The 22,520-nt window shown below is 43.5% G+C and carries 27 protein-coding genes; 11 read left to right on the forward strand and 16 right to left on the reverse strand.

The window, feature by feature from the left end; genetic code table 11:
- Positions 1-218: 218 nt before the first annotated feature.
- Positions 219-572: a type II toxin-antitoxin system RelE/ParE family toxin gene (locus DUK53_RS13870; RefSeq protein ID WP_036095100.1), complete on the forward strand. Its 354-nt coding sequence runs from the start codon at positions 219-221 to the stop codon at positions 570-572.
- 36 nt (positions 573-608) lie between these two features.
- Here DUK53_RS13870 and DUK53_RS13875 read toward each other — a convergent pair whose 3' ends face one another.
- Positions 609-983, reverse strand: coding sequence for a DUF1634 domain-containing protein (locus DUK53_RS13875; protein ID WP_036095101.1), 375 nt, complete (start codon positions 981-983; stop codon positions 609-611).
- Complete coding sequence (locus tag DUK53_RS13880; RefSeq protein ID WP_036095102.1) at positions 984-1,823, reverse strand: sulfite exporter TauE/SafE family protein; 840 nt, start codon at positions 1,821-1,823, stop codon at positions 984-986.
- A 152-nt stretch (positions 1,824-1,975) separates the two neighbouring features.
- Between DUK53_RS13880 and DUK53_RS13885 the strand changes: the two genes are divergently transcribed.
- The 4 genes from DUK53_RS13885 (at position 1,976) to DUK53_RS13900 (ending at position 5,797) form a co-directional block, all read left to right on the forward strand.
- Positions 1,976-3,343, forward strand: coding sequence for a bifunctional metallophosphatase/5'-nucleotidase (locus tag DUK53_RS13885; RefSeq protein ID WP_036095178.1), 1,368 nt, complete (start codon positions 1,976-1,978; stop codon positions 3,341-3,343).
- A gap of 8 nt (positions 3,344-3,351) precedes the next feature.
- On the forward strand, positions 3,352-3,627 hold the full coding sequence (locus tag DUK53_RS13890; RefSeq protein WP_036095107.1) for a YutD family protein: 276 nt from the start codon (positions 3,352-3,354) through the stop codon (positions 3,625-3,627).
- Positions 3,628-3,652: 25 nt separating this feature from the next.
- Positions 3,653-4,420: a TIGR01457 family HAD-type hydrolase gene (locus DUK53_RS13895; protein ID WP_036095109.1), complete on the forward strand. Its 768-nt coding sequence runs from the start codon at positions 3,653-3,655 to the stop codon at positions 4,418-4,420.
- 69 nt (positions 4,421-4,489) lie between these two features.
- The gene (locus DUK53_RS13900) at positions 4,490-5,797 is read left to right on the forward strand and encodes a hemolysin family protein (protein WP_036095111.1); all 1,308 of its coding nucleotides are present in this window, start codon (positions 4,490-4,492) and stop codon (positions 5,795-5,797) included.
- A gap of 27 nt (positions 5,798-5,824) precedes the next feature.
- Here DUK53_RS13900 and DUK53_RS13905 read toward each other — a convergent pair whose 3' ends face one another.
- Both DUK53_RS13905 and DUK53_RS13910 read right to left on the reverse strand, forming a co-directional pair.
- On the reverse strand, positions 5,825-6,325 hold the full coding sequence (locus DUK53_RS13905) for a phosphatidylglycerophosphatase A family protein (protein ID WP_036095113.1): 501 nt from the start codon (positions 6,323-6,325) through the stop codon (positions 5,825-5,827).
- A 43-nt stretch (positions 6,326-6,368) separates the two neighbouring features.
- A complete protein-coding gene (locus DUK53_RS13910; protein ID WP_036095114.1) occupies positions 6,369-6,605 on the reverse strand; it encodes a NifU family protein in 237 nt (78 codons plus the stop codon).
- A gap of 604 nt (positions 6,606-7,209) precedes the next feature.
- Between DUK53_RS13910 and DUK53_RS13915 the strand changes: the two genes are divergently transcribed.
- Positions 7,210-7,533, forward strand: coding sequence for a YuzD family protein (locus DUK53_RS13915; RefSeq protein WP_036095115.1), 324 nt, complete (start codon positions 7,210-7,212; stop codon positions 7,531-7,533).
- 18 nt (positions 7,534-7,551) lie between these two features.
- Positions 7,552-7,785 carry a YuzB family protein gene (locus DUK53_RS13920; RefSeq protein WP_036095118.1) on the forward strand — a complete coding sequence of 78 codons (234 nt, stop codon included), beginning with the start codon at positions 7,552-7,554 and terminating at the stop codon, positions 7,783-7,785.
- A 54-nt stretch (positions 7,786-7,839) separates the two neighbouring features.
- On the opposite strand, the gene DUK53_RS13925 is transcribed toward DUK53_RS13920, so the two are convergent.
- Both DUK53_RS13925 and DUK53_RS13930 read right to left on the reverse strand, forming a co-directional pair.
- Positions 7,840-8,466, reverse strand: a complete 627-nt coding sequence (locus DUK53_RS13925; protein WP_036095122.1) for an SDR family oxidoreductase — start codon at positions 8,464-8,466, stop codon at positions 7,840-7,842.
- Between the two features lie 395 nt (positions 8,467-8,861).
- A complete protein-coding gene (locus DUK53_RS13930; protein WP_036095180.1) occupies positions 8,862-9,857 on the reverse strand; it encodes an NAD(P)/FAD-dependent oxidoreductase in 996 nt (331 codons plus the stop codon).
- 274 nt (positions 9,858-10,131) lie between these two features.
- On the opposite strand from DUK53_RS13930, the gene DUK53_RS13935 reads away from it, so the two are divergent.
- Complete coding sequence (locus tag DUK53_RS13935; protein ID WP_036095125.1) at positions 10,132-11,346, forward strand: NAD(P)/FAD-dependent oxidoreductase; 1,215 nt, start codon at positions 10,132-10,134, stop codon at positions 11,344-11,346.
- A 64-nt stretch (positions 11,347-11,410) separates the two neighbouring features.
- Here the strand turns inward: DUK53_RS13935 and DUK53_RS13940 are convergent, their stop codons facing one another.
- The gene (locus DUK53_RS13940) at positions 11,411-11,887 is read right to left on the reverse strand and encodes a divergent PAP2 family protein (protein WP_221640912.1); all 477 of its coding nucleotides are present in this window, start codon (positions 11,885-11,887) and stop codon (positions 11,411-11,413) included.
- 163 nt (positions 11,888-12,050) lie between these two features.
- Here DUK53_RS13940 and menI point away from each other — a divergent pair, with 163 nt between their 5' ends.
- Positions 12,051-12,425: a 1,4-dihydroxy-2-naphthoyl-CoA hydrolase MenI gene (menI, locus tag DUK53_RS13945; RefSeq protein ID WP_036095130.1), complete on the forward strand. Its 375-nt coding sequence runs from the start codon at positions 12,051-12,053 to the stop codon at positions 12,423-12,425.
- Positions 12,426-12,468: 43 nt separating this feature from the next.
- Here menI and mnhG read toward each other — a convergent pair whose 3' ends face one another.
- The 8 genes from mnhG to DUK53_RS13985 all read right to left on the reverse strand — a co-directional run bounded on the left by mnhG (position 12,469) and on the right by DUK53_RS13985 (position 19,977).
- The gene (mnhG, locus tag DUK53_RS13950; RefSeq protein ID WP_036095133.1) at positions 12,469-13,050 is read right to left on the reverse strand and encodes a monovalent cation/H(+) antiporter subunit G; all 582 of its coding nucleotides are present in this window, start codon (positions 13,048-13,050) and stop codon (positions 12,469-12,471) included.
- The gene (locus tag DUK53_RS13955; RefSeq protein WP_260447338.1) at positions 13,034-13,285 is read right to left on the reverse strand and encodes a Na(+)/H(+) antiporter subunit F1; all 252 of its coding nucleotides are present in this window, start codon (positions 13,283-13,285) and stop codon (positions 13,034-13,036) included. The genes mnhG and DUK53_RS13955 overlap by 17 nt, the downstream gene beginning before the upstream one ends.
- 35 nt (positions 13,286-13,320) lie before the next feature.
- Positions 13,321-13,797 (reverse strand): Na+/H+ antiporter subunit E, encoded by a 477-nt coding sequence (locus tag DUK53_RS13960; protein WP_036077833.1) that lies wholly within the window; start codon positions 13,795-13,797, stop codon positions 13,321-13,323.
- 7 nt (positions 13,798-13,804) lie between these two features.
- Positions 13,805-15,289, reverse strand: coding sequence for a Na+/H+ antiporter subunit D (locus DUK53_RS13965; protein WP_103034914.1), 1,485 nt, complete (start codon positions 15,287-15,289; stop codon positions 13,805-13,807).
- Positions 15,282-15,629: a Na(+)/H(+) antiporter subunit C gene (locus tag DUK53_RS13970; protein WP_036095138.1), complete on the reverse strand. Its 348-nt coding sequence runs from the start codon at positions 15,627-15,629 to the stop codon at positions 15,282-15,284. The genes DUK53_RS13965 and DUK53_RS13970 overlap by 8 nt, the downstream gene beginning before the upstream one ends.
- Positions 15,630-16,052: a Na(+)/H(+) antiporter subunit B gene (locus DUK53_RS13975; protein ID WP_036095140.1), complete on the reverse strand. Its 423-nt coding sequence runs from the start codon at positions 16,050-16,052 to the stop codon at positions 15,630-15,632.
- Positions 16,039-18,447: a Na+/H+ antiporter subunit A gene (locus DUK53_RS13980; RefSeq protein ID WP_036129810.1), complete on the reverse strand. Its 2,409-nt coding sequence runs from the start codon at positions 18,445-18,447 to the stop codon at positions 16,039-16,041. Before DUK53_RS13980 ends, DUK53_RS13975 begins: the two co-directional genes overlap by 14 nt.
- A 321-nt stretch (positions 18,448-18,768) precedes the next feature.
- On the reverse strand, positions 18,769-19,977 hold the full coding sequence (locus DUK53_RS13985) for a lmo2377 family MFS transporter (RefSeq protein ID WP_036095143.1): 1,209 nt from the start codon (positions 19,975-19,977) through the stop codon (positions 18,769-18,771).
- Between the two features lie 235 nt (positions 19,978-20,212).
- Between DUK53_RS13985 and DUK53_RS13990 the strand changes: the two genes are divergently transcribed.
- On the forward strand, positions 20,213-20,800 hold the full coding sequence (locus DUK53_RS13990) for a peptidylprolyl isomerase (RefSeq protein ID WP_036129812.1): 588 nt from the start codon (positions 20,213-20,215) through the stop codon (positions 20,798-20,800).
- 292 nt (positions 20,801-21,092) lie between these two features.
- Positions 21,093-21,401 carry a PTS sugar transporter subunit IIB gene (locus DUK53_RS13995; RefSeq protein ID WP_036067319.1) on the forward strand — a complete coding sequence of 103 codons (309 nt, stop codon included), beginning with the start codon at positions 21,093-21,095 and terminating at the stop codon, positions 21,399-21,401.
- Between the two features lie 77 nt (positions 21,402-21,478).
- On the opposite strand, the gene DUK53_RS14000 is transcribed toward DUK53_RS13995, so the two are convergent.
- Positions 21,479-22,477 carry an IS30 family transposase gene (locus DUK53_RS14000; protein WP_036129815.1) on the reverse strand — a complete coding sequence of 333 codons (999 nt, stop codon included), beginning with the start codon at positions 22,475-22,477 and terminating at the stop codon, positions 21,479-21,481.
- Positions 22,478-22,520: the final 43 nt, after the last annotated feature.

Genomic DNA, 22,520 nt, shown 5'->3' on the forward strand with positions numbered 1-22,520 from the left:
GTTATGATAGAGAGACTAAAAGAAAAGGAGCGACACAAATGACAAGAAAAAATAACACACACACTATCCCTCCGACACTGGACAGAATCATAGTTTCCAATGAATTAGATATTTTGAATAAATTAAGAGAATCACAGGATGATAAGCAAAATAATCGAACGGTTACCTCGAGTATTGGCTGGGCAAAGCTAAGAGTCAATAGTAAACAGGTATAGTATATGAGCCATGGTATTTCATTAGAATGGTCAGATGCTTTTCAAGAAGATGTGGCGGCTATTATGCACTTTTTAGACTATCAGTACTGCAGTGAGAGCCAGAAAGAGAAGTTTTTTGAGAGGTTGGCTAAAGTTGAGGCGAGGCTTACCACTTTTCCTTTGATGGGAATGGTGTTACAAGATCCGAAGTATTGCCGCGAATATCGTAAAGTTCAGATTGGTAAGGCGTATCTTGTCTTTTATGAAGTGCTGACAGATGAGAAGAAAGTGGTGCTGCATCGAATTTTGGCGCAGGAGCAGAATTATGATGTGCTTATTCGAGAAGAAGCACCAGTTTATAGCGATAAAAAACAGTAGTTGGACTCTAATATCAGAGCGCAACTACTGTTTTTGTTAGCCTGTAGTGCCGATTAGAAAGCTAATTGCTAGGATGATGAGGACAATCGCGGTTATAGCGACATACAGGTAATCTTTTTCTTTTAAGAAGGTGATGAGAGATACCACCACGCGTAAGACTGGTGTTAAAATGAGGCAGAAGAGCCCAAACATGATAATCGCGTATGGCTTGAATTCGCCGATGCCTGTAAAAATGGCTGTTAGCGTTGTTGGATAGGTTGTTCCTGGATAGCCGCTCGCTCCTGTAAATAGGAGTAGTAGCAGGCCAATGAGAATGATTGCGGCGCTCAGAAGGACACCGATTCGTAATAGGCCACTGACAACTGCTTCTACGCGGTGCATTTCTTCGTCTGTTGTTGATTTATCGGTCATTTAGATCCACCCCAATCCTTCTAAAATCATCTGCAGTGCTACGTAGATTAAAACAGGAATAAATACGAGACGGATGACTTTGCTTTTTAGGCGTTGCATGATTCTGGTACCGAGAGTTGCGCCGATGAGAACACCGATTGCGACGGGGCCTGCAATCATGGGATCGATGTCGCCACGGAACAAGTAGACGGTGGCACTGGCTGCGGCCGTGACGCCCATCATTAAGTTACTGGTCGCGCTTGAAACTTTGAGTGGCATTTTCATGAAGACGTCTAGTGCCATGACTTTAAAAGCGCCACTTCCGATGCCGAGTAAACCACTGGCAATCCCAGCTCCGTACATGACGCCGAATCCTGCGGGAACGTTAGCAACCTCATAATCGACTTGTTGCCGCAATGCTTTATCGTAATACGTATCGTGAAGTCGCAGTTTTGTCGCGATTGGGTCGGGCTTTACATTGGTTGGAAACTCGGAGCCAACTTTTTTTATCATTGTGATGGCTGAGTAGAGAAGCAGGAAGCCGAAAATCATGTAGAGCGCCGTGGCAGAGAGAAGACCGCCGACAAACGCCCCGGTTATAGCGCCAAGCGTGGTCGCGATTTCGAGAAACATACCGACGCGTAAATTGGTGATACGATCTTTTATGTAGGCGATGGCTGAGCCGCTACTCGTTGCGATAACGGAAATAATACTGGCGCCAATGGCATATTTAATATCGATGCCAAACAGCAGTGTAAGCGCTGGTGTGACAATAATCCCACCCCCAAGACCAAGCACGGAACCAAGCACGCCCGCAAAAATAGCAATGAGTAAAAGGGCAAAAATTTGATAGATATCCAAGGAATCAGACCTCCTTTTTATTGTATACTGTTCATCATACGCCTTTTTAGAGTAATTGAAAAGGGACATAAGGAACAAAAGCAGTTTTGTGACGTGTCAAAAGCGACCATTTAGGCTACAATAGAAGGAGACGAAAGAAGGGGATGTTTATCATGAAACGTTTAACGATTTGGCATACAAATGATATTCATAGTCATCTGGAAAAATGGCCGCGTATCTTTGCTTTTTTACATGAAAAGCGATTGGCGGCGCAGGATGATTTATTTTTTGATATTGGTGATTTTATTGATCGCGTGCATCCTTTTACAGAAGGTTCGATGGGGCAAGGCAATGTAGACTTGTTGAATGGCTTGCCGTATGATGCGGTGACGATTGGAAATAATGAAGGCGCGGCGTTGGGGCATGAGGAATTGGCGCACTTATATGATCGGGCAGAATTTCCGGTTGTTTGCTGTAATGTGTACGAAGATCAGGCACAGACGGAACTCGCACACTTCGCAAAAGGGCATCTTTATATAGAGCGTGACGGTATCAAAATTGCGATTATTGGGGCAACTGCTTGCTTTACGGAGTATTATGAATCGCTCGGATGGGGAATTGAAGAACCGATTCAAGCGATTAAACGGGAAGTCAGTCAAATTGAGGCGGACGTTACGATTTTGCTCAGCCATCTCGGTTTGCCTTTAGACGAAAAAATTGCAGCTGAAATACCGGAAATCGATCTTATTTTAGGCGGGCACACGCATCATTTGTTGGAACATGGGAAAGAAGTAGGAGGCGCGTTGTTGGCTGCAGCTGGTCGCTGGGGTGAATATGTTGGCAAAGTGACGCTCGATTTTGATGAAGTGACTGGCAAATTAGTGTCAAAACAGGCGCGAGTGCACACAGTGGCAGATTTGCCGGCGCCTGCGGATGAAGAGCTTCAAGTAGCTACTTTTCTAGAAAAAGGTAAGGCTGAATTGGATCAGAAAGTGGTTGCACTTCCGCATCAACTAGCGCATAATTGGTTTAAAAGCTCCGAGATTTCCGAGCTCTTTCATGAAGCGGCTTGTGAGTGGACTGGTGCAGAGACTTTTTTGACGAATGCGGGTATTTATATGACCGATTTGCCAAAGGGGACTGTGACGGCGTACGATATTCACCAGTTGTTGCCTCATCCGCTGAACTTTATTGTGCTTTCGATGACGGGCGTGGAGCTCGATGTTTTGATTCATGAGATTGCGGAAAAAGAAGCGGAGTTACGTGATATACCGTTGCGCGGTTTCGGTTTTCGTGGCGAGGTTTTCGGGACTATTTTGACGAAACGAATGACCTATGATGCGGAATTGGATATGGTGTTATGGGACGGTGCAGTGATTGATCCGGAGAAAATATACCGTGTTGTGACGCACGATACATTTGTCTATGCGCCATTTTTCCCGATTATTAAACGGGTGGCTGGAAAAGAAGTCTACACGCCAGAGTTATTACGTGATGTGATGACATGGAAATTAAAAGAAAAATACGGTGAGGGAGGTTGACTGGAACCATGATTACGATTCAGAATACGACGTATGAAATTATTGAGGATAACCGGGATGCTTTTGATGAAGAGGCTTTGACGGAACGATACAGCGATATTTTGGCGCGCTACGATTATATTGTCGGCGATTGGGGCTATGATCAGCTTCGTTTGAAAGGTTTTTTTGATGACGATAATCGAAAAGCGACCTACGATACGAAAATTAGCACGTTAAAAGAGTATTTGTATGAGTACTGCAATTTTGGCTGCAAATATTTTGTGATTAAAAAAGTAGTGAAATAGGCGAAAATGAGAAAGAGGTAGGGCGATAGTGAAATATGATGGCTATTTAATTGATTTGGATGGGACAATGTACCTTGGAAGTGAGCCGATACCAGAGGCGCAGGGCTTTATTGAGAAATTGGATCAGGCGCATATTCCGTATTTATATGTAACGAATAACTCGTCAAAAACGCCAGAACAGGTAGCGGCGACTTTGCGCAAATTCGATATTCCCGCTACGACGAATCAAGTTTTTACAACATCGCAGGCGACGGTTCAGTTTATGCTGGAGCAGGCAGATCGGAAAAAGACGGTTTACTTGATTGGCGAAGAGGGTGTACGACACGAAATCGAGAAAGCTGGTTTTGAATTGACGGCGGAGAACCCTGATTTTGTGGTGATGGGGATTGACCGCGACATCAACTATGAGAAACTGGCAACGGCGACAATGGCAGTTCGTGCGGGTGCGATGTTTATCTCGACGAACGGGGATGCGGCGATTCCGACAGAGCGCGGTTTGTTGCCGGGAAATGGTTCGATCACGTCCGTCGTGGCTATTGCTACAGGCATGAAGCCAATCTTTATTGGAAAACCGGAAGCGATTATCATGGAGCAAGCGATTGCGAAACTCGGTGTGAAAAAAGAGCGTGTCATCATGGTTGGCGATAATTATGAGACCGATATTTTAGCTGGGATTCGCTATGGCATTGATACATTGATCGTGCATACTGGTTTTACCTCACCAGAACAATTGGCGACAAAAGAAGTACAACCGATTCACCGCGTGATGAAATTATCGGAATGGGAATTATAATTATACGAAAAAAGGCGGATACTTAATGAAAGTGCCGTCTTTTCTTATTTAATGGGGAGCGATGTTGGGATGGCGGTATTTAATGATATTTTTGTCATATTTTTAATCGTGATGACAGCTTTTTTTGTAGCGAGCGAATTCGCGATTGTTGCGATTAGAAAGCCCACGGTGCGGCAGCTTGTGATGAGCGGGAATCCGCGTGCGAAATATGTGGAGCAAGTGACGGCACAAATGAACGATTATCTTGCGGCTTGCCAATTAGGAAACACACTCGCAGCGCTTGCCATGGGGTGGGTCGGTGAGGCAACGATGCGCGGATGGTTACAGCCACTTTTTGATATGCTGCCAATCCCAGCTTCGATCGAAGGACCAATCGCGGTTTTCACGGCTTTTATTTTGATTACGTTTTTGAATGTGGTTTTAGGGGAACTCGCGCCGAAAACATTCACGATCCACAGCACGGAAAAAGTAGCATTATTCATTGCGCGCCCGCTGATTTGGTGGTATTATATAACGTTCCCGCTCAACTGGCTACTCAACCACTCGGCCAACTTGATTACGAGGTTATTCGGCGTGAAGTCGGGTGACGAGGATATGGACCGGATGACGCCGACGGAACTAAAAATCGTACTGGATGACAGTTACCAACAAGGTTTACTGAACCCACAAGAGTTTCGCTACATGCAAAATATTTTTAAATTAGACGATGTTCCAGCGCAAGAAGTGATGATTCCGCGGACAAAAATGATTACGATTAGTAAGTTGGACTCGGTTCGTGATTTGCTCGAGTTAACGGCACAAGAGACGTATCATATCTTTCCGGTAACAGAGGAGCGCGATAAGGATCACATTGTTGGGATGTTGCAAGTAAGTGTTGTGATGGCAGGACTAGGGCGTGATTTAGCGATTTTAGATCAGCCGATCGAGGAATTTATGACGCCGATTATGCAGGTTTTTGAGGGGATGAAGTTACAGGAATTGCTGTTCAAAATGCAGCAGGAAGGGCAGTCTTTCGTTGTTTTGACCGATGAATATGGTGGGACGTCAGGGCTCGTTACGCTGGAAGATGTGATGGAAATCATCGTTGGGGATATGGAAGAGGCGACATCGCCGAAGGGAGTCAGGAAGATTGCTGAGGGCCATTTCATTATCGAGGGCAACGAGCCATTGGTATCTGTTGAGGAAGAACTTGGAATCGAGCTGAGCAGTCCGGGTGTTCATACGCTTTCAGGATGGTTACTTTACCAACGTTTTGATCTGGAAACGGGAGATTTTTTAGAGGAATGTGGCTGGCGCTTCATGATTCAAAGCATGAACAAGAATTCGATTCGCCAAGTCGAAGTTGTGAAAATAAGCAAAGAAGCATCGCAAGTCTAGAATCAGACCGGCGATGCTTCTGTATTTTTATTGTACGATATCATCATGATAACTATGCGCTAATCGACTCGCGGCCGCAGCAGCAATCGCGCCTACGATGTCATCAAGGAATGTATGCACCTGCACACCATCATGTTCGTTTAGTTTCGCTAAAATACCAGGTTTCACTTTATCAATATAGCCGTAGTTCGTGAATCCGATAGAACCGTATACATTGACGATAGACAGCGCTAGAATTTCATCCATGCCGTACAGTCCTTCATCAGCACTGATAATGTTTTGTAGCGGTTGGACGAGCTTTCCTTCCTCAGCCAAGACATCAAGCTGAATTCCAGTTAAAATCGCATTTTGGACTTCACGCTTACGCAACACACGCTCCACATTCTCACGACAAATATCGAGACTCAACGCAGAATGATATTGTTTTTGCAAAAATAGTACCAAGTCGGCGATATCATCGATTGTTACCCCGCGTTCTATGAGCCATTCCCGCGCTTTTTTCTCTAATTCACTTTGCTTCTCAACCATTTCTATCTCTCCCAACTCAAACAAAATCGGCACAAGCTTCCTTTTAAAAAACCTGAACAACCTCTTTAAAACCCATTACCTTTTCCGATAAAGTGAGTTCAATTCCCATTTTTAACGTCATATCTGAACTTGGGCACGTTTCGCAAGCCCCTAATAACCGAATTTTTACAATACCATCAGGCGTCACTTCAACGAGCTCATAGTCGCCGCCATCTCTGACTAAAAAAGGTCTAAATTTCTTAAGAGCAGTATCCACTTCCGCATACATCTCGCTATTCATGGCATTCGACTCCTTCCTAACTGTGAATAATTCTCACTTATATCCCCTATTATAACAGCATCAGAAAAAAAAGAAAGGGATAGTGTCCAAAGCGGAGGATAGGTTTTAAAGAAGTGACCAGTGAAACTGATAATAGAAATATTTGTTAATAAAAATATGAAAAATAACTTGCCTTTTTGAGGGCACTTAAAATTGTACTGCATAAATTTTTTATTGTTTTCTTTGCTCGTAAAACGACTAAATTTTATTTGAAATGCGAACGCTTGCCGCCGATTTACATAGTATATGCCCCACAACAAATGAAAATGCCCCGTCCCTAAGGCTCAAGAAGGGACGGGGCAAGTTTATATAGTCAGATGGGTAAATCTGACTAAAAAAGGGAGTGTTACTTTTATGTTAACCGTGTGGATTAAGCACGGTAACAAACAAATAAGATTTCTTAGTGTACTACTTGAACGCATTAAAGTAACTATCTGTAAGTATAATATAGACAGAATAGCGTGTCAACAATTACATATCGAAATAGTTTTATAATTCAATTAAGAAACCGGTTTACTCGCTTTTGGAGCCTATATTTTGTAGAATAAAAGAGAGGTGAGCAAAGATGGAAAAAGAAGCGAAAATTTTTGTTTATGGGTCGTCGAATATTTGTGCGAGCTGTGTTGGATCTCCATCTTCTAAGGAGACGGAGGAATGGCTTAGGGCGGCGATAGGTCGTAAGTTTCCGGAGCAACCGTTTCAAGTGGAATATGTCGATATTTTTGCGCCACAGGAAGAAGCTGAGATGAAGCGGATTGCAACGATGATCGTGGAAGAGGATTATATGTATCCTGTGATTGTGATTGATGGTGATGTCATCGCTGAGGGGAATCCGCGGTTGAAGGATATCTATGCGATGATGACGGATCGTGGCTATCAACCAGCGTAAATTGGATTGGAGGAAATCATGAATCCGATTGTTGAGTTTTGTGTGAATAATTTAGCTTCGGGGGCGCAGGAGGCATTTGATACATTAGATGCTGATGCGAGCCTTGATGTGATTGAGTACGACTGTCTGACGTACTGTGATTTGTGTGCTTCCTCTATGTTTGCACTAGTGGATGGGGAAGTGGTTCGAGGAGAGACACCGGCAGATTTGGTCGCGAATATTTATCAGTTTTTAGAGGATAATCCTTTTTAATAGGAAATAGGCTAGTTCCAAAGAGTGTGGCGACGCTTCGGAACTAGCCTATTTTTATTTAATAAAGTGATCTATTGGTGTTTCACCGTTTTGAATGGTATAGGTTTGTTTGTATGTTTTGGTGTTATCGACAATGGTGCTTAGGAAAAGGGCAACATCGGCTCGTGTAATGGTTGTGTGACCTGTCGTATGCTCGCTAATTCGTGTTGTTGCGGGTTCGTTTGTGAGCGTGACGGGACGAATGATTGTGTAATTTAGCTGGCTTTGTTGGAGCGCCTTATCAGCGTTTCCTTTGGCAATGAGATAGTTTCTGAGTGATTCAGGGCCTTGTTCTGGTTGATCGGCACCGACAGAACTAACCATGATAAAATGGGAAATATCATGTTTTTCCGCGTACTGGACGGCTCTAATCGCTGCGTTTTGATCGATGGCAATGGTTTTTTCGGGGCCGGTATGTCCACCAGATCCAGCAGAGAAAATAACCGTATCGATGCCGCTATAGGCTGAACTAAAGTCGTTTTCTAAATCGGCAATGATTACTTTTGCGCCAAGTTGTTCTAGTGCTTCTCGTTGTTCTTCTTTGCGAATCATTGCTACAACAGTAAAATTTGCATTTTTGGCCAGTAGCTCGACGGTTTGTTTTCCAATTTGTCCATGGGCTCCTATTACTAATATGTTCATTTGAAAACTTCCTTTCTAGGATTAGATTTCTTTGATTTAGTAGTAATATAGTTGTCAGGTTTGCGGAGATTTTGTGGCCTCCGTAAAAGTCAAGGTAGGCAGTTTCACTTTGTTCAACTGCCTGCTGATTTAGTGAATCAACATAACGGGCTGTCTCAGCGCTTTAGTCAAATCCTGCTTCAAGAGCCAGCATTCGTTTCTTGCATTCTGTCGAGTCTAAACGGGCTCTTTCAGCACTTCAGTCAAAGTTAGCTGTGAGTTTATGTCTGGCGTCTTCGGATCCAGCTTCAACAGCCAGCCTCTCGGAAATTTCGTGGCCTCCATAAAAGTCAAAGGAGGACTTTCACTGCGCCCTCTAACAATTTCTGTCGAGGCTAACGGGCTGTCTCAGCACTTCAGTCAAACATCGAGCTCGAGTGCATCGGTTGTACCCTGGACTTTGGATCGATGTAATTCATCGCATTGTTCACTGCGGTCGGTGCTTCGCCGAATCCTGTTGCAATCAGTTTTACCTTGCCGTCGTACGTACAAACATCGCCTGCGGAATAAATGCCGGGAATGTTCGTCTCCATTTTGGAATTGACAACAATCGAATTGCGCTCGATATCAAGTCCCCATTCTTTAATCGGCCCCAAAGAGGAAACGAAACCGTAGTTCACGATGAAATCATCAATCTCAAGAACTTCTTTCCGGTCGCCTTTTACTTCTTCTAAAACGATCTGCGTCAAATTCTCGGAATCACCGATAATGTCGGTCGGGATGAATGGTGTTTTGATTGTAATCGAGGACTGTTCTAACTTCTCAACGCTGTGTTCATGGGCACGGAAAGCGTTGCGTCGATGAATAATCGAAACTTCTTTTGCAATCGGCTCTAGCATTAAAGCCCAGTCTACTGCGGAATCACCACCACCACAAACGGCTACGCGGCGTCCTGAAAAACGGCTCAGGTCATTGATGAAGTAATGCAGATTTTTGCCTTCGTATTGCATTGCGTCGTCCAGCTCTAAACGGCGAGGCTGAAAAGCACCGTTGCCCGCTGTAATAATAATCGCTTTACTATAATGCGTATCCTGATTCGTGCTAATCTCAAACGTGCCATCTGCTTGTTTCTCAACGCTTGCAACGGCTTCTTCCAGACAAATCGTCGGGTCAAAAGGCTTCATTTGAGCGACCAAGTTATTGACCAACTCTTGCGCACGAACCTTCGGGAAACCTGGAATATCGTAAATATATTTCTCGGGGTAAAGCGTGGAGAGTTGTCCGCCTAGTTGAGGTAAGCTCTCGATAATTTTCACGTTCGCTTTTCGCATACCTGCATAGAAAGCCGCGAATAGCCCAGCTGGCCCACCACCGATAATCGTTATATCATAAATTTTTGTTTGATCGTCCACAAAAAAACCTCCCATAATAAATGTTCTCTCGAATAAAACCATTCTACCATAAAAACAACGGAAACAGTATGGCAATAGCTTTTCAGAATTTTATTACATTGTGAGCTTCTTCTCTTGAAAAAAAGACTTGAAAGAGCTATGATATAGGGTGAGGGCTTTTTGCCTTCCTCTTGAGACGTAGATGTTTAAGCGCAATCTACATAATTGTCATTAGGCATTGACCTGGTGCAGTTTTTTGTGAGAAAAATACAATGGGAAAGTGGATGTGATACAGATGAGTAAGCCAAAAATCGTCATTCTGGGAGCTGGGTATGGCGGCTTGAAAACGTTGCGTAAGTTGCAACAATTGAATGTTGAAGCAGAATTAGTATTGGTGAACAAAAATGACTATCATCATGAAACAACATGGTTACATGAAGCTGCCGCAGGAACATTAGAAGCAGAACAACTAATGTATCCTATCGCGAAAGTAGTCAACCCAACAAAAACAACTTTCATTCAAGATACTGTGGAGAAGATCAACAAAGACGACAAAACAGTAACATTGACGAACAAAGGGGATATTTCGTACGACTTCTTGCTGATTGCACTTGGATCAGAAGCAGAAACTTTCGGTATCAGCGGTTTGAAAGAATACGCGTACACGATTACAAGTATTGATTCTGTTAAGAGAATTCGTGCTCAAATTGAAGGCAGTTTTGCAAAATGGAAAACAGAACAACGCGATGAATTATTGACTATCGTCGTTGGTGGCGCTGGTTTCACGGGGATTGAGTTCTTAGGGGAACTAACAAACCGCATTCCAGAACTTGTGAAAAAATATGACGTGCCACGTGAAAAAGTCCGCATTGTTTGTATGGAAGCTTCACCAAAAGTGTTGCCACAATTCGATGCAAAACTAGTAGACTATGGCGTAGGCGTTTTAGAAGACCGTGGTGTAGAATTCAACGTTGGAACGCCAGTGAAGGAAGCTACAGCAGACGGTATTAAATACGCAAAAAGCGAAACAGAAGATGTGGAAATCAAAGCAGCGACTGTTATCTGGGCAGCTGGTGTACGTGGGAATAGCGTTATCGAAGCATCTGGATTCGAAGCAGGCCGTGGTCGTGTGAAAGTAAACGACGATTTGACGGTTCCAGGCAACGAAGAAATTTTGATTATCGGGGATTGCTCGTTAATGATTAACCCTGAAAATGATCGTCCGTATCCACCAACAGCACAAATCGCGATGCAACAAGCGGATATTGCTGCGGTGAACCTTGCCAAATTGGTAAAAGGCTTAACGAATGACTTAGCGCCGTTCGTATACCACGAAAAAGGTACAGTATGTTCTATCGGAGACAACGATGCTATCGGCGTTGTTATGGGCAGAAGCTTGAAAGGCTACCCAGCGTCTGTGATGAAAAAAGTAATCGATGACCGCGCGTTATACCAAATTGGTGGAACTGGTGTCATGATGAATAAAGGTAAATTTAAGTTTTATAAATAAAATTAAAAATAGGAGCGAAAATCAGGTTCACAAAGTCCTGATTCTTGCTTCTATTTTTGTTGTTCTATAAAAGTCCGAATAAATAATCCACAAGAAAGCCAATCGCGATACCAGTCAAAGCGCCAAAGAAAACTTCCATTGGTTTATGACCGAGCATTTCTTTCAAGTGTTGTTGCTTTTCTTCTTGTCCAGGTTCTGTTAACCCTTTTGCGTGCTCGACGAATTCATGGAAATCGCGGGCTAATTTATTGAGCGCGACGGCTTGTTCCCCAGCTTGGCGACGAACACCGGTAGCATCAAACATGACGATAATCCCGAAAACAACAGCAATCGCGAAATAAGGAGAATCAATCCCGTACGTGATGGCGAGCGTAGTCATGAGCGCTGTTACAGCTGCCGAATGCGAACTAGGCATACCTCCCGTTGAAAACATCAGACTCCACTGCATTTTACGATAAACGAGCAAATGGATCGGTACTTTGACAAATTGCGCGAAAAAAATAGCAATGAGTGAAGCAATTAAAGGTACATTGATTAACATGGCGATCTCCTCTTCCCTAGTAAACAGTTATATTAGTATTGTACCACAAGAAAAGGGAAGGGAAACCTACTTTAGCTCTAATTAAATGGATAGCCTGGCTTTTGTCAGTCTCACTTTTTTCGGCTATAATGGGGAAATAAGTAAGGCGAGGGGGGACACGATTATGAGTTTAGGTGAATACTTAGAAATGGAATTGGTGGAATTGACGAAGGATGCAGCGTCCGTGAGAATGCCAGTCAATGAAAAAACGCGGCAACCGTTTGGCTATTTGCACGGTGGGGCATCGGTGGCACTTGCTGAGCAGACGGCGAGCATAGCGGCCACAAAGCATGTTGACGCGAACGAAATTGCATTCGGGCTTGAGATTAATGCAAACCATATTGCCTCTGTACAAGATGGCTACGTGCTTGCTACGGCGACACCAATCCACATCGGACGGACGACACACGTATGGCAAGTCGAGATTCGCAGTGAGGCAGACAATAAACTAATAGCCATCAGTCGCTGCACATTAGCGATCAAACAAAAACGATCATAAAAAATGCCATGTCCCCATTTTTTCGCGGGGCATGGCATTTTTTCTATTCTTTTTTATCTGTATCACTTTCTTCGTCAAGTTCGATTATCTCTTGCTCCGAGTCATCAGATTCAAGCTCAATTAATGTTTCCTCTTGTTCACGAGCAATATCCTCTAGTTCTTCACGCTGATCAATCTTCTCCTCACGCAAGTCCCAATCGAGTTGTTCCTCAAGTTCCTCACGTTCTTGACGCGCGCGCTCCAACTGCTCTTGCTTAATAATAATATTTTTCCGCTCTTTAATCTCGTCTTTTTTGACGGAACGCAGTTGGTCACGAATTCGAATCGCCAGTGGCACACCCGTATCGTAAGCTGCACGGTTAATCAAGTGAGAAGCAATCGGCGTGGTCAAATAGATAAACAGGATCGCAAGCAAAACCCGTGCGTTAAAGCCTTCCCCTGAATGAAAAAAGTAACCAACCGTCGCAAAAAGCAGTAAACTGACGCCAAACGTATTGCTAATACCCGCTGCATGTGTTCGCGTATAGACATCGGGAAGGCGGATGACACCAATCGCGGCCAAAATACTGAGCGAGGCACCGATTAGAATCATGATCGAAATAATAATCTCAATTATCACGTTCACGTTCAATCACCTTACCTTTCTCTACAAATTTAGCAAACGAAACAGTCCCGATAAAGGCTAGCAAGGCAATCAAGAGAATAACGTCCAAATACGCACTTGTATCGAGCAGCATCGAAAGCAGGGCGACAATCGCGACAAGGTTCATCCCAATCGAGTCAAGCGCCACCACTTTATCGGAGGTCGTTGGTCCTTTTAAAATCCGATATAGGTAAAGGAAAATCGAGACAGAATACATAAACAGGGCAATGGCTAGGACTGTGTTTATAATAATCAATGGAACACCTCCATAATCGCGCCTTCATAGGATTTACGAATGGTCGCAATTTCCTCTTCAATATTCGGAACGTGAAGCGAATGCACGTAAATTGCTTTATAGTCATCAGAAATATCGATAGAAAGCGTCCCCGGCGTCAGCGTAATTAGAATCGCCAACATCGTCACTTCCCAGTCGGTTTCAAGCGTTGTTTCATATCGAAAAATCCCCGGACGAATGTTCATATCTTTTTTCAAAACAATACGTGCCACCATCACGGTCGAAATAATGAGATCCTTAAAGAAGTTAAAAATCAATTTCACAAGCGCTAAAATTCGCCAAATGTAAAAGCGAGAGCCAAGGAAGCGGCGCATGAAGAACAGCAAGAATATCCCGATGATAAAACCAAGAATGAAAGTTCCCATCGTGAAAGCTGACTGCAGGAACATCCACAAACAGGCAAGAATAATATTAATAATTAATTGAAACGCCATTTTTGCATCACTCCCCCAGTACCGCTTGAATATAAATCGATGGGTCAACTAATGGATCAACCGCTTTTTCAATCAGCGGATACATACCTTCTGAAAAGATACCATAAGCGACAGAAATCGCGAGCAACATCAAGACGGGTACCATCATTTTTCGGTACGGAATATCTAATTTAAACGTGCCTTTTTTCTCGCCCCAGAACCCTTTGGAGAAAATCTTAATCATCGAAAGGAGGACGAACAGGCTAGAAAGAAGGACAACGACGCCACCAACATAATTCTGAACAGCAAAAGCGCCTTCCACTATTAGCAGTTTTCCAATAAAGCCGCTGAGTGGTGGAATACCAGCAAGACCAAGCGCCCCAATGAAGAACGTCCAGCCGAGCGATGGTTTCACGCTCATGAGGCCACTGAATTTTTTGATGCTGGAAAAGCCGGTAATCGCGATGATAGTACCGATAACGAGAAACAGTGTCCCTTTAATCAGCATATCGTGAATCAGGTAGAAAATCGCGCCAGTCATAGCCTCGCGGGTCATGAGTGAGACACTGAATAGAATCACACCAACCGCGATCAAAATATTGTAAATCATAATCGTCTTCATATCGTTGTAACTAATCGCGCCAATGACGCCGAGCACAATCGTAATGAGTGCTAGCGTAGACAATAACGGTAGCGCAAAACTCGTCTCGTTGTAGAAGAACAGCGTGTAAACCCGAATAATCGCGTACACCCCGACCTTCGTAAGCAAAGCGCCAAATAAAGCGAGAACTGGAATCGGTGGTGCGAAATAAGAACCGGGTAACCAGAAGTATAACGGGAAAATCCCAGCTTTCAGTCCAAATACGAACAAGAACAATACCGCAACAACCGTGATCATCCCTGTATTTCCGCCATGAATCTCAGAAATTTTTTGCGAAATGTCGGCCATGTTCAGCGTACCAATCATCGAGTAGAGAAGGGCAATCGCCATGACCAGAAAGGCAGAACCAATCACATTAATCAGCAAATACTTGACCGTCGCTTTCAGTTGAACCTTTGTCCCGCCCAGAACGAGCAGCACATAAGACGCCATCAACATCACTTCAAAGAACACGAACAAGTTAAAAATATCACCCGTCAGGAACGAGCCGTTAACACCAACGATCATAAATAAGACAGCCGGATAATACAGAAATCGTTCGCGCGGTTTTCCGATAGAGTAGAAAGAATAAATCAGCGTAGCGAGAAGCACTAGGCTCGTCGTTGTTACAAGCAGAATCGCTAGCATATCGCCAACAATCGAAATTCCGAACGGCGCTGGCCAATTTCCAAGTGTTACAACGAGAATCCCATGTTGATAGACGTAATACACGAGAAAAATATTAGCACCAATCAGCACAGCGCTCGTAATGATAGCCAATACACGTTGCAGAATCACTTTTCGCGGTAGTAACATCAAGAAAATCGCGCCGAAAAACGGAATCAAGATGGGCATTAAAACAAGGTTAGTCATCATCAGATTCATGCCCCCTTGTCTTCGAAACGCTCTCGCTGTCTAGTTCCTGATAAGCCCGATAAGCAAGTACAAGGAAGAACGCCGTCACCCCAAAGCTAATAACAATCGCCGTCAAAATGAGCGCCTGAGGCAATGGATCGTTGTAAGCAGAAAGCCCCGGTGTATCAAGCAGGGGAGCCTTCCCTTTTTTCAAACCGCCCATTGTTAAGATAAGCAGGTTAACCCCGTGGCTCAGAATCGCCGTTCCGAGAATAATACGCAACAAACTTTTTGAAAGAATGAGGTAAGTGGCTGCCATAAACATGAGCCCAATTAAAATCGACATCAACAGTTCCATCTAGTCACTCTCCCCAATCGTCTGAATTATCGTAAGCGTCACACCAACAACGACCAGATAAACACCTAAGTCAAAAATCGTCGCCGTGTGAAGCGATGTGTCCCCAATTATCGGCAAATCCACATGACCGAATTTATGCGTCAAAAAAGGATCACCAGCTAAAATACCAATCATGCCAGTGCCGACCGCAAACAATAAGCCGACACCTGTCATCATAATCGGATTAATATTTAACATACTTCTCACGGTCTGCGAGTCATACGCAATCAAGGTAAGCGTCACCGCACCGGCCGAAATCAAGCCAGCAACGAAGCCACCACCAGGATTGTAATGCCCAGCTAAAAACAGATGAAGCGAGAACAGGAAAATAATAAACACAACAACCTTGGTCACATTACGCAGCAATACGTCATTTGTTTTCATTTTTTTCCCTCCTAGCTAACCGTAATTTTATCATTCCAAAAATACCAATGGATGCAATCGCGAGCACAGCCGTTTCAAAAAGCGTATCAAAGCCACGGAAATCGACGAGGATCACGTTGACAATATTTTTCCCAGCTGCTTTCGTGTACGTGTTGTCAATATAATACTGCGAAATCGAATCGTAAAACGTCGTATCGTAGGCCGAAAGCGAAATCAAGAAAACGACGAGCCCGACACCGACACTAATAAACGTCTTCACAGAAAGCCATCGCGGTTTCTCCTCAATATTACTGAACTGCGGCAAGTGATAGAAAACCAGCAAATAAAGCACAACCGAAATCGTCTCAATCACGAGCTGCGTCAACGCAAGATCGGGCGCCCGAGCGACAATGAAGAAAATACTAATCGTATAACCCATCGCACCGAGCAAAATAATCGAGGTAATGCGCGACTTCGAAAATACGATACCAACAAGCGTCACCATCACGACAAGCACCAGAACATAGTCCATCATCGTCACACGCGAGATCGCCGAAAGATCGAAATTAAGCGCATCCGTCGCAAAAATCGTACCGAGCATCAAAATAATGAAAGCCGTCAACATGTAGTTCAAATACGTCCGCAACCAGCCAGTCATCACCCACAAAGTAAAGCGATACGAGCCTTGCTCCATATAATACATGCCATTATCATACGCCTTGCCCCAACGGAAAAACGCCGGAACTTTCTCCGAGATAAAAGGTCGCCACCAATTCGCGGTTTTATATAGGAGAATCCCTAAAATAATAACCCCAGCTGTCATCAATAACGCCATCGTGAAGCCATGCCAGAAACTAATATGAATCGAATAATCCGTCCCATAAAGCGAAGGCATAATTGATTTCACCGCAGGCTCAAGAAGTGGTTTTGCAATCAAATTCGGGAATAAGCCAGTAATGACGACAAGCGCTGACAGAATAATTGGCGGTAACAATAAGCCAATCGGAGCCTCGTGCGGTTTTTTCGGTAACAAATGCGGTTTGAATTTGCCACCAAAAGTTTTGAAGAAAATAATCATGCTATAAACAAACGTAAAAATACTTCCAATCCAAGCAATGACCGGCAAAACTACGCCCCATGTCTCAGCATGAAACAGGTTCAGCGAGGTCACATCGACCATACTCTGGAAAAACATCTCCTTGCTCAAAAAACCATTGAACGGAGGTAAGCCCGCCATCGCAAACGTTCCGATGAAAGCAATCGTCGCCGTAATCGGCATAATCTGCATCAAACCACCAAGACGCTTAATATCCCGTGTCCCAGTCTCGTGATCGACAATCCCGACCATCATGAACAAACTACCTTTAAACGTGGCGTGGTTAAACAGATGGAACACGGCAGCCACAATCGCGCCAATATAAATGTTATCATGCCAAGAATCAAAATGAAGCGCAGCAGCCCCGACACCAAGTAGCGTCATAATCAAGCCGAGCTGACTAATCGTAGAATAGGCTAAGATCGCCTTCAAATCTGTTTTCTTCGTCGCCGAAATCGAACCCCAGAACAGCGTTACAATCCCGACCAACGAAATCGTCCAAAACCAAGCCCCCGACACCGCAAAAAGAGGTGTAAAACGAGCAACCAGATAAATACCAGCCTTGACCATCGTCGCCGAATGCAAATACGCACTAACCGGCGTCGGCGCTTCCATCGCGTCAGGCAACCAAATATGAAACGGAACCTGCGCCGATTTTGTGAACGCCCCCAGCAAAATAAAAATCATCGCTGGAATAAAGAGTGAGCTACTTTGAACAAGCGCGGCCTCCGAAATAATTTCGCGTAATGAGAACGAACCAGTAATAAGGTGAAGTAATAAAATCCCACCGAGAAGCATTAAGCCTCCAAATACGGTGATAAGTAATGATTTTCGCGCGCCATAACGCGATCTTTCCCGATGATACCAATATCCAATCAATAGGAATGAACTAATCGACGTCATTTCCCAGAATAAATAGAGGACAACTAGGTTATCACTTAGCACAACTCCGAGCATTGCTGTCATGAAAATAAACAAAAATGCATAAAAATTGTTTAAACGCTCCTTCTTTTTACCTAAGTAGAAAATAGAGTAAAACGTGACGAGCGATCCAATCCCTGTAATAAGCAAAGCGAATAATAAGCTGAGCCCATCCACAACGACAGTGAAATTAATACCGAGTGATGGAATCCAAGGCATCGTCTGTGTGACAACCCCGTCCATTGTTTGCGGAATAAACGTCAAAAAGTAGATAAATAAGATGACAGGAATCGGCAAAACAATCCATCCAGTATGCAGTTGTTTAGTCCATCGATAAAAAATGGGAATAAGCATGGCCATGAGAAATGGCAAGAAAATGGCGAGGTGTAGAAATGACAAAAGTTCTCCCTCCTTGGTGAAAATAAGATATAACATGACGAAACATCACAATTTATTTATGAAAGCATAGAAGCTTCAACTGAAAAACCCGAAGATAAAGAATAGGCTGTGATTCTGTGCTCGTGGGTATGTCTTGAAAATAAGACATGGAACACGCGTTGTTTGTCACATTTTTTATTATAGCATACTTAATTACATGAAAAAAAGGGTAGAATCTTGAGCTACGTGTGAAAAGAGTAATATTTTTCGAATTCTATAAATATGTAGAAAGATGAAAAATAAAAAAATCGTTGCCCCGAAAAAAGAACAACGATTATACAATCAATCCACGTTTACATGGCGTTTTCGATCGGATCTCAAGCTAAACCAAAGAAGCACAAACGCGACGACAAACATAAAACTCGTAAAGACAAAAACATTACTCATCCCTACAAAACCAGCCATCGTCCCACCAAGAATCGGCCCAATCACATTCCCAAGAAAACGAGCACTTTGATTATAGCCAAGCATCTCGCCCTGCATCTGACCCGGAGCAGACAGCCGAATATAAGCCGTTACACAAGGCACCATCCCGCCAATCGCAATACCAAACAAGAACCGGAAGAAAATAAACAGCCACAAATTCGGAACAAAAGCCTGCGGTAAAACAAACAAAGCCGCCATAATCAGCAAGATATTCAAAATTTTCTCGTACCCATACCTATCCCCAAGTTCTCCCCATTTTCGCGTCATCACTAAATTCCCAAAACCAGCCGCCGAAAAAGCAAGCCCAGACAACAACGCCACATTATCCGTATGCGTCAACTCCCCAACATAAAGCGCGAGTAGAGGTTGCACACTGAAATTCGCGACCTGAATCAACAACGAAATAATCATTACCATCATCAAAACGCGTAATTGGAAAATATGCTTCAACACTTCCCGACGTGAATAGGTCACTTTTTTCACACCCTCTAAATCCGGTCGAATCTCCTTCAAGCCAAACGTCACAAGCAAAGCCGCAACGAAAATCGCGATTCCCGTAATAATAAACGTACTCGAAAACCCGAAGAAGTCTGCCAAAGCCCCACCAAGTAGCGGACCAAACAACATCCCAGTTACTCCACCTAATTGCAAAGTCCCCAGCACTTTTCCAGCCTCATTCCGGTCCGTCTGTCTCGCAATAAAAGCATTAGAAATCCCGATAAATCCAGTCACGACCCCCATAAATATACGCAAAATCATCATATATGTGACAGAGTGAGCATAACCCATAAGGAAAATACTCACACTCATCCCAAAAGCCGTAAACATCAAAATTTTCTTAAACCCATACTTATCCCCAATCCGTCCCCAAATCGGTGAAAAAATAAAAGCGACTAAAAAAGTCACCCCAAAAATATACCCAGCCCAGCGTTGCACATAGGCCTCACTATAATCACCAAACGTTTCAATATACAACGATAAAAACGGCATAATCATCGTCGTACTGGCAGAAATCAACAAATTCGCCACCATCAAAATGTACAAATTCCGTTTTTTAATCGACATAAAAACCATCTCTATTCCTTATTAGTTTCCAAATCACTAATTCCATTATAGAATAAAGAAGGACAGAAACAAAAATAAACGCTCTAAGGAAGAGGAGGCACCATGGTCAAAAAAATTGTTATTTGGGGCGCAGCTAGTTTATTATGTATATATGTACTCGCTGTATTTGTGAACTTACTCATAATCTGGTTCAAATAAGAGCAGTCAACTAAAACAAAAAGAGGAGATTTAAAAAATGACATATTATCCACAATTAACAAAAGAAGTAGCAGCAAACGAAAAACTGGTAGCGATGGAAACAAATCGTGGAACAATCAAAATCAAACTGTTCCCAGAAATCGCACCAAAAGCAGTAGAAAACTTCTTAACACACGCAGAAAACGGCTACTACGAAGGCATCATTTTCCACCGCGTTATCGCTGACTTCATGATTCAAGGAGGCGATCCAGAAGGCGCAGGCTACGGCGGCGAAAGCATCTGGGGAGCACCATTTGAAGACGAATTCTCACCAAACGCATTCAACATCCGCGGCGCTCTATCCATGGCAAACGCAGGCCCAGGAACAAACGGTAGCCAATTCTTCATCGTAACAAATAAAAACCTACACCCACAAATGGCGAAACAAATGGAATCAGCAGGATTTCCAGCCGAAGTAATCGAAGCCTATAAAGCCGGCGGAACACCACACCTAGACGGCCGCCACACAGTATTCGGCCAAGTAGTAGAAGGCATGGACGTAGTAGACGAAATCCAATCCGTAAGCGTAGGAGCCCAAGACAAACCAGTCCACGACGTAACCATCGACAAAATCACTATCCTGTAAATCGGCTGGAACCGCTCGATTGAGAGATGCGGTCTTATCGAATTCGGCATTGCTAAAAGTTTAGATAAGCCACAAAAACCACGCGCGCCGAGAAATGCTTAGTTCCTAGGCAAAAGCGAGCACCGAAGCGGAGTGTACGATTTGTACATGAGCATCGGAGCAGAGCTTTTAACGACGGAAATGAGCGTTTCTCGGCGCGCGTGGAGCTCAACCTTGTGTAAACGCTGTATTATGAGTATAATGAGTATATAGCAAAAGTAAGCCACCCTAAAATCGAAAGGAAAGATTTTTGATGAAAAATATCGTATTAGTATGTGCGGCAGGAATGTCTACAAGTTTATTAGTAACAAAAATGCAAAAAGCAGCAGAAGCAAAAGGATTAGAAGCGACAATTGCTGCGTATTCTATCTCTGAAATCAATGGACTTATTGATACAGCTGATGTTGTATTGCTTGGCCCACAAGTTCGTTACCAAAAATCAACGGTCGATAAATTGGCTGAACCAAAAGGCGTTCCAGTTGATGTTATCGACATGACAGCTTATGGTACAATGAATGGTGAAAAAGTTTTAGATCACGCTTTGAAATTAATGGGCGAATAATAAATAAACGAACCAAAGCTGGAGTTATTAGTTGGCAATCGCCGCTTCTGACTTCAGCTTTTTTGTGCCTTGAATTGTCAAGTCAAGTGCAACACGATATCAAAGAAAACTTCATACGGTGTTTTCCAACCCAAGCATTTTCTTGGCCTTTTATTCAATTCGTCAATGGATTGTCTGATTTCTTGATACGAGTAATTCGCTATATCTTCATTTTTGGGAAAATACTCTCGCAGTAAACCATTGGTATTCTCATTCGTGCCACGTTGCCAAGGTGCGTGTGGATCAGCAAAGTAAAACGGAAGCCCATCAAGCATAGCGCTAACATCTGCATGTTTAGCAAATTCTTTGCCTCTATCTGGAGTAACTGTTTTCACTTTGTGCTTAGGCAATTGCTGAAACATGGCAATTAATTTTGGCGTGACAAAGCTAGCATTTTTACGTGGAATTTGTTCTGATAAGAGATAGCGAGAATACCTATCTGTTAGCGTGATTAAGCAAGGTAAGCCTGTTTTCCCTAAAACGGTATCTGCTTCCCAATGACCGATACAATGGCGCTCGTCGGCTTCCTTCGGACGATCATGGATGGAATGAGAGATTTTAATTTTTCCTCTTGTTTCCTGATAGCCTTTCGTATGTCTTGTTTTCCCGCGATGACGCAGTTTTCTTGCGATTCCGCGCTGTCCATTGATAAGTTTCCTGTCTTCCAATTGTCCAGCATAGATCCCCCGATAGATAGTGATATAACTTATTTGAATGGGAGCTCCCTCCAGTTTTAATCGCTTTGAGATTTGTTCTGGAGACCATTGATGGTGAAGAAGCAGATGCTGTACTTTCTGTTTGATAGGCAAATAACTCAGCAATGGCTCACGATGACAGGCTTTGCGCTTGCATGTATAGTTTTGTTGGGCTTGATTAGCAGAATAGGTACTATCGACTGTATTTCGCTGAATTTCTCTAGACACAGTGGACGGTGCGCGTCCAAGTTCCTCCGCCATTTCTCTGATGCTTTTTTCTTCCGCTATCCCTACTAATATTTTTTCGCGTTCAGATATGGTAAGATGTTGATATGGGCTCATAATGATAACATCCTTTCAAAATAGTTGTGTCGCAATTACTATT

It is taken from the genome of Listeria sp. SHR_NRA_18, from assembly GCF_003856515.1.
In the GTDB taxonomy this organism is placed as follows: domain Bacteria; phylum Bacillota; class Bacilli; order Lactobacillales; family Listeriaceae; genus Listeria_A; species Listeria_A newyorkensis.